Source organism: Planctomicrobium mucosum (assembly GCF_051466335.1).
Classification (GTDB): Bacteria; Planctomycetota; Planctomycetia; order Planctomycetales; family Planctomycetaceae; genus Planctomicrobium.
In genome coordinates, this window is sequence record NZ_CP195793.1 from 677,779 (window position 1) to 691,103 (window position 13,325).

The 13,325-nt window shown below is 50.3% G+C and carries 11 protein-coding genes and 1 pseudogene; 11 read left to right on the forward strand and 1 reads right to left on the reverse strand.

Annotated elements, in window-relative coordinates; genetic code table 11:
• Positions 1–486 precede the first annotated feature (486 nt).
• The 11 genes and pseudogenes from SH668x_RS02870 to gmd (SH668x_RS02920) all read left to right on the forward strand — a co-directional run.
• Positions 487–681: pseudogene (locus SH668x_RS02870) on the forward strand (DapH/DapD/GlmU-related protein); the annotation flags it as partial.
• Positions 682–877: 196 nt separating this feature from the next.
• On the forward strand, positions 878–2,137 hold the full coding sequence (locus SH668x_RS02875; RefSeq protein ID WP_437187188.1) for a hypothetical protein: 1,260 nt from the start codon (positions 878–880) through the stop codon (positions 2,135–2,137).
• On the forward strand, positions 2,134–2,961 hold the full coding sequence (locus SH668x_RS02880) for a 6-hydroxymethylpterin diphosphokinase MptE-like protein (protein ID WP_437187189.1): 828 nt from the start codon (positions 2,134–2,136) through the stop codon (positions 2,959–2,961). Before SH668x_RS02875 ends, SH668x_RS02880 begins: the two co-directional genes overlap by 4 nt.
• 7 nt (positions 2,962–2,968) lie before the next feature.
• A complete protein-coding gene (locus SH668x_RS02885) occupies positions 2,969–3,721 on the forward strand; it encodes a WecB/TagA/CpsF family glycosyltransferase (protein WP_437187190.1) in 753 nt (250 codons plus the stop codon).
• 42 nt (positions 3,722–3,763) lie between these two features.
• Positions 3,764–4,768 (forward strand): aldo/keto reductase, encoded by a 1,005-nt coding sequence (locus SH668x_RS02890; RefSeq protein WP_437187191.1) that lies wholly within the window; start codon positions 3,764–3,766, stop codon positions 4,766–4,768.
• Positions 4,765–6,327 carry an FAD-dependent oxidoreductase gene (locus SH668x_RS02895; protein WP_437187192.1) on the forward strand — a complete coding sequence of 521 codons (1,563 nt, stop codon included), beginning with the start codon at positions 4,765–4,767 and terminating at the stop codon, positions 6,325–6,327. Before SH668x_RS02890 ends, SH668x_RS02895 begins: the two co-directional genes overlap by 4 nt.
• Before the next feature lie 102 nt (positions 6,328–6,429).
• The gene (locus tag SH668x_RS02900; RefSeq protein WP_437187193.1) at positions 6,430–7,398 is read left to right on the forward strand and encodes an NAD-dependent epimerase/dehydratase family protein; all 969 of its coding nucleotides are present in this window, start codon (positions 6,430–6,432) and stop codon (positions 7,396–7,398) included.
• 176 nt (positions 7,399–7,574) lie between these two features.
• Positions 7,575–8,825, forward strand: coding sequence for an O-antigen ligase family protein (locus SH668x_RS02905; RefSeq protein ID WP_437187194.1), 1,251 nt, complete (start codon positions 7,575–7,577; stop codon positions 8,823–8,825).
• 84 nt (positions 8,826–8,909) lie between these two features.
• Entirely contained in the window at positions 8,910–9,554 is a 645-nt protein-coding gene (locus tag SH668x_RS02910) for an SIS domain-containing protein (RefSeq protein WP_437187195.1), read from the forward strand.
• A 163-nt stretch (positions 9,555–9,717) separates the two neighbouring features.
• Positions 9,718–10,581, forward strand: a complete 864-nt coding sequence (locus SH668x_RS02915) for a fumarylacetoacetate hydrolase family protein (protein WP_437187196.1) — start codon at positions 9,718–9,720, stop codon at positions 10,579–10,581.
• Between the two features lie 408 nt (positions 10,582–10,989).
• Positions 10,990–12,078 carry a GDP-mannose 4,6-dehydratase gene (gene gmd / locus SH668x_RS02920; protein ID WP_437187197.1) on the forward strand — a complete coding sequence of 363 codons (1,089 nt, stop codon included), beginning with the start codon at positions 10,990–10,992 and terminating at the stop codon, positions 12,076–12,078.
• A gap of 50 nt (positions 12,079–12,128) precedes the next feature.
• Here the strand turns inward: gmd (SH668x_RS02920) and gmd (SH668x_RS02925) are convergent, their stop codons facing one another.
• Complete coding sequence (gene gmd / locus SH668x_RS02925) at positions 12,129–13,202, reverse strand: GDP-mannose 4,6-dehydratase (protein ID WP_437187198.1); 1,074 nt, start codon at positions 13,200–13,202, stop codon at positions 12,129–12,131.
• Positions 13,203–13,325: the final 123 nt, after the last annotated feature.

The window sequence follows — 13,325 nt, forward strand, 5'->3', positions numbered from 1 at the left end:
GGAGCGGCTTTGCTGATGAGGTCTGCATTGAAATTACTGTCGAGGTTATTTCTGTATCCGGAAGATACGTTCGACGCGATATTGTCTCGGACAGTTCTTCCACTTTTTCTGAGGCTTGATCCAAAGGTTCAGGTTGGAAGTGGTGTCACCTATGTTGGGCGCCCGATCATCACAGTTTTGAATCACGGCCGCGTCGTTCTTGGGGACAACGTTGTTTTGAATTCAAGACAGCAGATTTATCACACGCTCATGCCAAGTCGAGTGTTGCTCAGAAGTGTGCGCGGCGGTGTCATCGAGATTGGAGATGAGACTCGAGTTCACGGTTCAGCGATCACTGCTTACGAGAGCGTTCGGATTGGAAGGAAGTGTCTGATTGCCGGAGGTTCCATGATTATGGACTGCGGTGGGCACGGAATCTGCTTTCCGAACGTAGAAGATCGAATTCGCACTGGTGACAAAGACCGACAGCCAGATGTTGGGCGAATTTCCCCTGTCGTGATCGAGGATTGTGTTTGGATTGGAGCAGGCTGCATCATTATGCCGGGTGTAAAGATCGGTTATGGCAGCATTGTTGCCGCTGGTAGTGTTGTGACGAAGGATGTTCCTCCCTTGAGTATCGTTGGAGGGAACCCTGCAAGACTTCTCAGGAAGTACACAGAGCGGGAGGAGAGGGAAGTCTAGGCTTGCGAGTCAGGCATCGGAGCTCAAATAAGCAGCACAGCTGCGGTCGTTGATCACCGGTCTTCAGGAGAATGGGACAAGTAGAGGTGTGTTCGCTTCATGTTCAGTGATTGAATACACTGTGTGTATGGGCTCCTGAGTGATCCGTAATGCCGAACTGCTCTGGTATCTTTAGGTTCGAAGCATGCAGCAAATATTGACAATCTTGTTAGTCGGCTTTTTGGGAGGGATTCTCTATACCCATAAGGTTGGGCCGATCGTTGGTGTTGAGATCTTGCTCAGTTCGATCCTCGCGACCCCCTTCGTGGTGAGTAGCGTTCGGAGAAATCAGGTTTTCTATCTCGTTCTGATTTTTATTACCGCGTGTGCAGCGACGGCGGTCGCGATGTTCAGGTTTCCTGAAGCGAAGTTCGAGGCGGTGAAAAGCCTGCTTTCGTTTGCAGCATCGCTGTACTGCGGCTACATCCTGTTCCTCGTGATTCAGGGATTACCAAGGAAGCGAGTCTCGTCGGTATGTTTCTGGTTTGTTCTATACATTCTGGGGCTCTCAGTTGTTGAAGTGGCAGTCCCCGCTGTCCGTGAAATTTCACTCGAGATTTCGCGAACATCCTATGCAAGTGACGATTTCGTTAACTGGAATGCAATTCGAGATGAGAAGCTGCACGGAGGACTTCCCCGTCCCTTGATCGGATCTCAGGAACCGTCCTGGGTTGGGATCTCTGCTGGTCTCGCGATCAGTGGGTGGAACATGACACGGGCCAACTCGCAATACGGTCGTTTTGTTCTCATCTTTCTGGTTACGGCGGCAATGGCGATCATTCGTAGCCCATCCCTAATCATGGTGTTGCTGGCAGGGAACAGTTATTTCATCTTGCGGGAACTGCGCTACCCCAAAGCATGGAATGTGATTCTGGCAATCGTTCTGGTGGCCGGAGGGGCAGTTGGCGGGTATGCGATGAAGGATCGTGTTTTTCAAGTGATTAGAGGAGAAGACGGTAGCTTCAATGAACGAATTCGCTTGCCATTTGAGTTCATGATTTTAGCACTCAAAGAGACTAGCGGAATGGGGCTTGGCTTCATTGGGACACCCGGGGAGCTTGGTAATCCAGCTTTAGAGGGGGTACTGCCCATCGTCGTTGAAGCTGCAGAAAACGCGCAGGCATACGGAACTCTGGAGTTATTCTTTACTCGCGAATATCCGATTACAGCATCACACTTCCCTATGCTGACACATTGGTTTTTCCACGGGGTATTTTTTGGTGCGTTCTCTCTGATTTGGTGGTATTGTTTTTACGGTTCCATAGACCGAGACTTGGTTTTTTCTTTCTTCGTCTCCTTCGCAGTTGTTTCGTGCTGCGGTTATGCGTACGAATCGTTGCGTCTCTTTGTGACACAAATGTTCCTTGTTGGATTTCTTGTTAAATATCGAGAATCCGGTTATTCAGAGGTCATATGAAAGACAGTAGTAAGTTTCCTTACAACTTGCTGGTAAATCGGTTCTGGACACAGCAACTGCGATGGGTGATGCGGCGATTCCAGTTTCCGGAAATAGTGAGTCGATCTCGGGACTTCTGGAAAAGTAATAAAGGGATTTACAGCGGTCGCCGCGGCTTCATTATTGGGAATGGTCCGAGTTTACAGATGTCGGATCTGACTCAGCTAAAGGATGATGTCTGTATTGCATCCAATAGGATTTACCTCGCTTATCCTGAAACTGAATGGCGCCCGACGTATCTCACGTGCAACGATGGAATGGTGTGGCAGAAATTTGCTAAAGAGATGTGTGAGCATGCGAGTGAGGTAATTGTTACGTCAAACATTGATCCCCGGCTCGGCGACCCGGATAAGGCCATTTACTGCAGGATGCTTGGGCCGAGTATTCGTGCCAGGCACGGGTTCACTTTTGATCAGCTGAAAGGGGCCTATTTCGGTTGGACGGTGACCTATATTAATTTGCAGGTTGCAGCTCATCTCGGATTAAATCCGATTTATCTTATTGGCTGTGATCACTATTATGGTGGTGGACAGCATACTGGAACGCATACGGATCGATCTGGCGTCCCACATGACGGTATCGTCCGTCATTTTCATAAGGACTACCGCAAGCCGGGGGAGTTGGCAATCTCTGCGCCCATCGAGTTGATGAACGCCGCTTACGGAGTCGCTTATCGTGAAGCCAAAGCAAAAGGGATCGAGATCTACAACGCGACCCGTGGTGGCTATCTGGAAGAGTTTCCCAGAGCTGATCTTGATGAACTGCTGAATCAGACAGGCAAGTGAAACCGCGATGATAGAGTCGATTTCAAACACGGATGCTCTGAAAAAAACAATTGGGTATCTGAGTGATCAAATTCCGGATTGGGACGCATATCTTCAAAGTGATGGTCCCGGCCTGATTACTTTTTGCAACCCGTATTCCGTTCAGTGTATTCGCAAGTTCAAAGACTTCGAACAACTCATGGAACGGTTCGACCATGTGTTTGCAGACGGGATTCTTCTCGTCAAAGCGGCGCAACTGGTATGTCGAAAGGACATTGTTCGATTGTCCTTTGATGGCAATTCCCTAGCGTCGACGGTCTGGCAAATTTGCCGCGAACGCAATCTGGAGATCGCCCTCATCGGAGGTGTTGAAGGGATTGCGGATCAGGCTGCAGCCATTCTCCGTGCGAATGGAGTTCAGGTGGCACAGACTCACTCTGGATTCTTCTCCTCTCCAGAAGCGAGGCAATCGCTGATTGAGCGTCTGAAGGACTCGAACGTCAAAGTGGTTGTCGCGGGGATGGGAGCGCCCTATCAGGAGCGATTCGCCATCGATCTGGTCAATTCCGGATTTCAAGGGAAAGTCTTTACCTGCGGAGGCTATCTGGATCAGATGGTCAACGCTCAGGGGACTCAATATTACCCTGAATGGATCAATCGGTTTAACCTTCGATTCGTTTACCGTGTCTATCGGGAACCGAAGAGGTTGCTTCACCGTTACACCGTCGGCTATGCCGACTTCTATCGAGGCACCTTAGGGGCCTGTTTGAATCGTCGATAAGTGTTGCGGTGTTGTTAATTGAGTGTATAAGGCGAATTCAGAATGAGCAGCTCGAATCACTATCCAAGCCTAATTCGCGAAGTTGTGCTTTCAAATGGGAGGCGAACAACGAATTTTGGTTTTGGGTGTGCATCCCTTCTAAGGCTTGCATCAGGGCGTCAGCGTCGAGCCTTGATCGGTCGTGCATTCGGCGAAGGCGTGCGCCATTTTGATGTGGCTCGAATGTATGGGCTTGGAGCAGCCGAGCAGGAACTTGGATTTGGGCTCGGTTCAAATCGGTCTCAGGCGACAATCGCGACCAAGTTTGGATTCCCTGCAAAGGGAACCACGGCCATGCGGACCGCTGTTCAGTCGGTCGGACGGTTTGTGATCGGCAAGCTCAAGGGGTTGCGAAAAGGGGTGAAGAAAGGGTTTTCCGACCCTCCTCGCGATTATTCTTTGGCCGGTCTTAAGGAAAGTTTGGAGACATCTCTGTCTCAATTGAACGTTGAGCAAGTCGACGTGCTCTTCTATCACGAAGCCCGGAATTTCGCTGAAATGCCTGCGGAGACGACGGAGCAGCTGAAAGCTTATGTCCAGCAAGGGAAGATTGGTGGATACGGAGTCTCTACGTTTATCGATGAAGCCGGTCCGATTGCTTCGTTGGCGGAGACCTCTCCAGATTTTCTGTGGCAGGTAGGGATTCGTAAGCCGGGAGATTACTTCAACTCGCTTCCGGAGATGTCTACTGGCCCGTTTGGGGTCTTCGGCCTCATTGGAGGTCTTGCGCAGCCGGTGCATAAGCGTCTCAGTCTCTCTCCCGTAAGGCTCTCTGAGTGGTCAGAGCGGTTGGGGCTGAATCTCCGGGATTTTGAGGACTTCTCTATCTCAACGCTTGCGGTCTCGAGCGTTCTTTATCCAGAGTCGTTGATTATTTTTTCAACGACTCACCCGAAACGACTTAGTCAGACCCTTGGCTACTTGCAATCTCCGAAAGCATCCGAGGCGGAGTTCAAGGAATATGCTCAGTATTTGGCAACGTTGAGTGCAGGGGAGGCTGGGAAGTGAAGATCAGCTTGCATCAGGTCGACGCGATAGATCCGATCCAATGTGATGTTTGCATCATTGGTGGGGGAATCGCTGGGCTCGTGTTGGCTCGGGCACTCATCCATCGCAAAATTCATGTCACGTTGCTGGAAGCTGGCGATCTTGTTCCCACTCAGCAGAGCACTGATGTTTATCGAACAGTGCAGCATGTCGGGCGGTTTCATACCGGGACTCGTGAGGGACGATTTCGGGTTCTTGGTGGAAGCTCGACAAAGTGGGGAGGGCAGCTTTTACCGTATCCGGACGAGGTCTTCGAGGATTGGTGCGTTCAGCCGGAAGAGGTCTACGGATTTATTCCCGAAATTGAATCGATTATGGGGTGTAATCATCACCCGTATGATCGAAGTTTCGCTGCGGAGTTTGCCCCGAAAGCACTTCTGGATGTTCCAGACTGGTGTCGTATCAGGCATTCTAAGTTTGCTCCGTTTTCGAACAGAAATCTCGCAAACACGATCGGACCTGAACTTGACGCTTCGCCCTTCTGTAAAATTTATTACAACGCCAACGCTGTTCGGATGGACGGAACAGACGATCGTCGCGCTATCAGTCGAGTAATCTGCCGCGATTACGAACAGAGGGAAGTCGCGTTCGAAGCTAAGCAAGTTGTTTTGACAACAGGGACGATCGAAGCCTCGCGGTTATTGTTGGCGTCTGATGAAACAGCTTGTGTTAACGCCAATCAACAGGTTGGACGGCATTTTCATGACCATCTGCGATTTGTCGCTGGTCAGGTTGAAGACGCTGCGAATTCGACGAAATGGATTGAGGCGTTTGCTCCACGCTTTCTGCAGCAGACTCTGCATCCGGTGAAACTCGAAGTTGTGCCAGAGGTTGTTGCATCGAAACAGTGGTGCGATGTGATGTCGCATTTCACAATCGAAAGCGACGGGACGGCCATGGAGAAGGTTCGTCAATGTCTTCGTCTTCGACAGCAGGGAAAACCGTATTTTTCTGAACTCGTGTCGTTGGTCGCCAGTCCGAGTAACGTTGTTGACGCGATGCGAGTCGTTTCCGAGGCCAAAATCCGTCATCGACGTGTTCCGCCGAAAGGAGGGCGCGTTGATATCAATATCGAAGTCGAGCAGGTGTCGACACCGGGGAATCGTATTGAGCTGACCGAGAGGCGGGATTCTTTCGGAATGCCGACGGTGAAGCTGAACTGGAATATCAGCGATGTCGAGATTCGAACGATTTCTGAATTCTATGAGCTGTTGAAGTCAACATGGCGTCCCGCATGGGGAAATGTGAACTGGGAAGTGATGAATAATGGCTTGCCAATCGAGGACCGCTTCGTCGATGTCTATCACATGATGGGCGGGACAGTGATGGGGACTGACCCGGCGACGAGTGTGGTCGATTCCAATTTGAAGGTTCACGGTAAAGAGAATCTATTTGTAGCAAGTTGTTCAACATTTCCGAGCGGCGGTAGTTCAAATCCGACGCTAACCTTAATGTGCCTCTGCTTGCGGCTTGCGCAGCACCTTGCTCAGGGGCGAAATGAGATTAAGTTGGCAAATTGACGTTTTGAACCCTCTCAATTCGATTGATTCGATTCAGAACAGCAGAGCAGACGTTTCGGAAATTCACAAAGTGAATTTTACGGCGGCGATTGAGGAACTCCGATGAAAGTGATAATCACTGGTGGCGCGGGCTTCATTGGAAGCCACATTGTCGATGCTATTCTGAGGAACGGCCACATTCCGTTCGTCATCGATAACATGTCTTCTGGATCTCGAGACAACTTACCAGCCGGGGTCAAAGTTTACGAAGCGGACATCTGCGATCGGGATAGAATCGAGCAGATCTTCGCTGAGGTGAAGCCGGACGGCGTGAGTCATCAGGCGGCTCAGATGTCAGTTTCCCGTTCGGTCCGGGAACCACATTTCGACGCTGAAAATAACGTCATCGGTTTGATTAACGTGTTGGATGCGGCAGTTCAGCACGGGGCCAAGCGGTTTGTGTTTGCTTCCTCCGGCGGAGTTCTTTACGGAGACGTCACTGCTCCTGCTAAGGAAGATGCTCCTGCAAACCCAATTTCACCCTATGGTATCACGAAATGGGTCGGCGAGAAGTACCTTCAGTTTTACGCCAATGAATACGGAATTGACGCTGTTGCTCTACGCTATGCCAATGTGTTTGGCGAGCGTCAGAATCCTCACGGTGAAGCAGGCGTTGTCGCAATTTTTTCCGAACTGATGCTCAACGGCAAACAGGCGAAAATCAACGGTGACGGGCGATTTGATCGTGATTACGTCCACGTGTCTGACGTGGCCGCCGCGAACTTCCTGAGTCTGACTGCCCCTTTGAAGCAGAAGTTTCAGGCGTTTAATATCGGGACAGGCGTTAAGACTGACGTAAATCAGTTGGCCTCGAAGATTCGACAAGAGTGCATCAGGCTGTTAGCTGAAGCGAAGTCAGAAGTCGTCGTTCCGGAGCCGATTCATGGGCCGGATCGCCCTGGTGATCTTCGTTCCAATTTCTTGGACGCATCGATGATCGGGGAAACCTTCGGATGGAAGCCGACCATTCAGGTTGAAGAAGGGTTGGAAAAAACTGTTCAGTGGTTCGCGAACCGGGTTCTCACGAAATGACCGAATAGGACCGACTATCGAGGGATTTCAGATCCAATTGCTTGGTGTGCCTATTCGCAAGCAAGCGTCATGAGCACCTGGGAAAGGAGTCAAAAATTTACGCTTTATGGATTTGTGTTTTTGCGACTCTGTTCGTAGGGGCGATTGCATTCGTGCGATATGGAGCAGCAACGGCCTTGGGCATTGCAGTTGTTCTCTCGTTCGCTATTCCAACCTGGATTGAAGTTCCCGTTTTTGGTCTGCCAATGACTGCGCAGACGATTGTCGCCATCTTGGCACTGTTGGCTTTTGTTGTCACTTCACCTCGCGAGTTGCTGACGCCACTGACGATGTTGGATTTTCTCGTCGCTGGAATGGTGGGAATTCACTTCGCTTCTGATTTTCATCACGGATCCACTCCCTTGGTGGCTGGCTTGCTGGCCTATGGAGAATGGGTACTACCGTATGTCGCAGGGCGGTTTGCAGTCAGGTCCGAGAACGCAATTGAACCGATCGCCATGTGTGTTTGCGGCGTGCTGGTTCTTTTGGGAGTCGGTGGCCTCATTGAGATGATCGCGAAGATCAACCCGTGGGAGAGCTTGTTCGGAAATCGACCAGTGGAAGGGTTTATTCGTGAAGCGAGTCGTTTCGGATTCAAAAGATCTTTCGGTCCCACGACGCATCCAATTTACTTCGGGACGCTGATTTTGATTCTCACTCCTTGGCCGATTTCGTTTCTCTTTTGGGCCAGAAATGCTTCACAACGCACACTGGCAGTTGTCTATGCGGTTGCCTCACTTGGGATCTTCACAACATTGTCGCGAGGCCCGGTGGTCGGATGGGCAGCATTTTATGGTGTGATTCCAACCGTCTGGGTGAAATGGTATCGTTGGGTTCTGGGTATTGGGGCGTTGGTGTTAGTGATAGGTGTTGCAGCGAACTTTTCCAGCGTCTCGAAGCTTTTAGACGAATGGGGTGGCGAAAAGAGCCGCATGACCGAGTACACGCTCGATGGTGAGAAGATTGAAATTAGTACGTTTCGTAATCGAATAGTACTTCTACAAGTGTTCTGGCCTGCAATGAGCGAAGCAGGGTTTTTGGGTTACGGTTCCAAGGCAATGCTCACCTTTCCGCCGGATGTCCCTTACCTGCCTGCGGATGAACGAGCGCGTGAGTCGTTAAGGTATGTCGACAACGCTTTCGTGTTTTATGTGCTCAGATTTGGGTGGGGCGGTGCTGCAGTCTTCACAATTTTAATGCTCGCCGCGATCTTCACTGCGGTGTACATGTCGTGGGATCGCTCGATTGGAGTCTTCACTGGAGCAGCGGCATCGATGATTGTAGCGATGGGAATCTCGCTGTTATCCGTTTGGTTTAGTTACGACTTTGGATTTGAGCTTCTGTGGACGTATGGAATCCTCGCGGGACTTGCATCGAGTCGATGTTGATATCCAAGTGCGAGCATTGGGACTGACACGATCGCGACGAATAGACACATAAGTCGAAATGAGTCTGCGGTTCAACGAACTTTTATGATAATCCGGAACGAAAAGGGGAATGTCATGTATCATGAGCGGTATATTGAAAGTCTCGCATCCTCTCTTCGGAACACAGAGGTCAGCGTTTTTGATAAAGCTGTCAGCTTTGAAGAGGGAGTTGAATCGGCACTTTCGATCCTTCGAAATTTACAGAAATCCAACGGTAAGCAGCACATTGTTGGCAATGGTGCAAGCGCGGCTTTCTCCGAGCATATGGCTTTGGACTGGACCAAGAATGGGGGGGTCGCGACGACTTCCCCGTCGAGTTGGGTGCTGATTTCGGCGTTGGCAAACGATTTAGGTTTTGAAAATGCTTTCTCCACTTACGTGGATCGATATTCACATCCCGGTGATCTTCTCGTCACGATCAGCAGTTCGGGGAATTCCCTGAATGTGTTAAATGCCATTGACGCCGCCCGCACGATGGGTTGTCAGGTGATTACTCTTTCTGGTTTGAAAGAGGACAACAAGAGCCGTACTCGCGGAGATGTGAACTTCTATGTTCCAGCGAAAACGTACGGGATCGTCGAGTGTGCGCATCAAGTGTTGCTGCATTTGCTATTGGATGCGTTCATGGGAATTGAAGAGTGGAAGCGAGATGTTTGTCAGGATATGAACATCAAGTCGTTCCAGCTCTAACCCAGAAACCGAATTGAAAATCTGACAAGCTGCCTGAACGTCGTCGGTCGAAGTTTTCAGCGCTTCATCCGGCTCTTGCCCCTCATTCTTGTTAATGCGACCGCAGGTCGATGAGAATTTGTGAGGGTGTTGTTTTTGCGTTCGAATCTTTGTGAAATTTGACATGAGCATAATTGGGCTGTGCCGTTTTTACTTTATCCATGAGACTCCCGCAGACGTGCAATGCGGAATTGTTGTGGATGAGACACTTCATGTCATACCTCAGGTTGACTTTGCTGGTTTGACACTGACTCGGATCTGCGATTCTGAATCACCCATTGATACCGCTAAGGGACTTGCTGAGAGGTGCGAGAAGAGGCTCCCTCTCTCGTCGCAGGAAATCGCTTGGCTAAGTCCGTTTGAACGCCAGGAAGTCTGGGGAACAGGGATGACTTATCATAAGGATGTTGATCCAAGCCAAAGCGGGCTCTCTTTGTACGATCAATCGTATCTCTCGGATCGTCCTTTTTTCTTCTTCAAGTCTAGTGGGCACGCAACTGCGGGCTCTGGAGGAGTTGTTCGCGTTCGTCCAGACAGTTCCAACACGATTTCAGAGCCGGAATTGACAGTGGTGATCTCCAGTAAGAATCAGATCGTTGGTTACACCATCGGAAGTGACGTGACAGCAAGGGATATTGAGTGGAAGAACCCGCTTTATCAATCACTGTCTAAGAGTTACGACGGTTGCTGTGCCGCTGGACCTTGGATTCGTTTGTGCAGCTTTGAGGATCTTCGCAATTCCACCATACGGACGCGACAGGTGCGCGGGACTGAGGTCGTTTTTCAGGGCGAAACAAACCTGTCGAAGATGGTGAAGTCACCAGAAGTCATCGCCGACTGGTTCCTGAAAGGTGGAAGTCGAACTTATGGCTCAGCAATTCTTACCGGAAACGGTGTTGCGTTCCCAACTGATCTGACACTTCTTCCAGGGGATCTGATTGTTCACGAAATTGAGGGTCTTGGAATTCAGGAAACGAAAGTCGTCTAACGCCTTTTCTGGAGATTTGGGAGTTCGGACGGAATCCCAATGGTCGACTTCGTGCGAAGCCGGTTTTCTGAGATACCGGCTTCGTTTTTCTTTTCAATAGCTCATTCCTGAATGGCGTCATTCCGAAGTGGAATTTTCAAAAGGACTGAGATGGCCTGTGGATTCGAACTTCGGGTAGAAATGCCTATGATGTTGAGGTTTCGTCAGTTGTTTGAGATCCGGGGCGGTGATTCTGTACAGATCTGGGAATTCTGAGATCGGTGTCGATGCATCATTGACTTGCGAACAGCTTGCTTCCAGGGTGGTCATCGGCCTTTCGAAGCTGTCCGTCGTATCAGAGAGATACTGAACTGATTCTGGTTGAGAACGTAAGAGGTCTGTGGTTCATGAGGACCCGGGAGCGAGTCTGTGCGTAAAAAAGCATTCATTACAGGAATTACAGGACAGGATGGGGCATATCTGGCTGAGTTCCTCCTCAAAAAGGGTTACGAAGTTCACGGACTCCGTCGCCGCGTTTCGACCTTCAACACTGACCGAATTGACCACCTCTACAAAGACGCGACTGTTGACCATCGCTCTTTTCACTTGCATTATGGCGATCTGACTGATGCCACAAATCTGATTCGAATCGTTCAGCAGGTGCAACCAGACGAGATCTATAATCTGGGGGCACAAAGCCACGTCGCTGTCTCTTTTGAATGTCCCGAATATACCGCTAACTGCGATGCTCTTGGTCCGCTGCGATTGTTGGAAGCGATTCGGATTTTAGGGCTGGAGAAGAAGACTCGTTTCTATCAGGCGTCGACTTCGGAGCTTTACGGTCTGGTGCAGACCGTTCCTCAGAACGAGCAAACTCCTTTTCATCCGCGTTCACCCTACGGGGTCGCGAAGCTCTATGCATACTGGATTGTGAAGAACTATCGAGAGTCGTACGGGATGTTTGCATGCAATGGGATTCTCTTTAACCACGAGTCCCCGATTCGTGGAGAGACTTTCGTAACCCGTAAAATCACTCGCGCACTGGCCCGAATCAAGTTGGGAATTCAGTCCGTATTGACCTTGGGCAACATGGACGCGAAACGCGATTGGGGGCATGCCCGCGATTACGTCGAAATGCAATGGGCGATGCTTCAAATGGACGAGCCTGAAGACCTCGTTTTCGCGACTGGCCAACAGGAAACGGTACGTCGTTTTGTTGAAATCGCCGCAGCCTGTCTCGGCATGAACATTGCCTGGGAAGGAGTTGGCGTTGACGAAAAGGGAGTTGATCAAAACACCGGTAAAACAATCGTGCAGATCGATCCTCGTTACATTCGCCCAGCTGAAGTCGATACACTTCTGGGAGATTCTTCGCGTGCTCGTGAAAAACTGGGGTGGAAACCGAAGATATCCTTTGATGAATTAGTCAGGGAGATGGTCGAGGCCGATCTCGAATTGGCGAAACGGGATGACCTTGTCAAGCAGGCAGGATTTAAAGCGTTCGATTTTTTTGAGTGATTCAGTCATCGCAATTGTCGGTTCCAGCGAATCGGACTCTGGGATTGAACTCACTCTTTTATCTTCAACTCTGCTTGCGCCAACTCCATATCATGGTGAGTCATCATTTGAACGAGTTCTTTGAAACCGACCTGAGGGGTCCAGCTTAAATCCGTATTCGCTTTTGCTGGGTCTCCACAGGCAGCGTTTCGTTCGAAAGGGCGAAAGTGCTGTGAATCAATTTTGATGACCACTCTTCCCTGCGGGTCAACAGCCACTTCGTTGATGCCTGAGCCGCTCCATGTAATCGGGAGTCCGGCGTGAGCGAAGGCGAGTTCACAAAACTCCCGGAGCGAATGAGTTTTTCCAGTCGCGATGATGTAGTTCTCAGCTTTTTCGGTCTGAAGCATTCTCCAGAGAGCTTCGACGTAATCACCGGCGAATCCCCAGTCTCGACAAACGTCGAGGTTTCCCAATGATAAGTATTCCTGCTGATTGGTGAGAATGCGACCGATGGCACGAGTCACCTTGCGTGTGACAAATGCTTCCCCTCGACGTGGAGATTCGTGGTTGTACAAGATTCCACTGGCGGCAAACATGTCATAAGCTTCGCGGTAATTCATCACCGCGAAGTAGGCGTATGCTTTGGCGATTCCGTACGGGTTGTAAGGGTGAATGGGGGATTGCTCTGTTTGGCGCCCCTGTGTCGTCTTTCCGAAAATTTCGGCTGACGATGCTTCGACGAAGCGAGTGGGGAGTCGAAGTGTCCGAATCGCCTCGAGAAGTCGGACTGTGCCGAGTCCAGTGACATTACCGGTATGTTCTGGGGCGTGAATAGATTTCTGGACATGGGATTGTGCACCGAGATGGTAAAGTTCATCCGGTCGAGTCGTCTCGAGGACTGAAGCGAGCGAATGAGTGTTGCATAAATCGCCCAAAATGAGGCGAAGCAAGGTTCTGTTGGGGCCAGTTTGCTTCAGTAAGTGGCTGATTCGCGTTGTTTGCGATTCTGCCCGCACCATCCCCCAGACCTCGTACCCTTTACTCAGAAGCAGTTCTGCAAGATAAGAGCCATCCTGACCGGTGACACCAGTGATCAGGGCTCTTTTCGAAGAAGTGCTTTGAGTCGCTGTCAGATTGATCATGAAGGTCGGACAAGTTTAAGTTCGTGCTGGTTGACCCACGGTCATTGCGTATGGTCACACGAGTATCACGCGGTTGATGGATGGGTGCAAGTAGCCTTCATTGTTCAGTTGAACAGGCGGTGT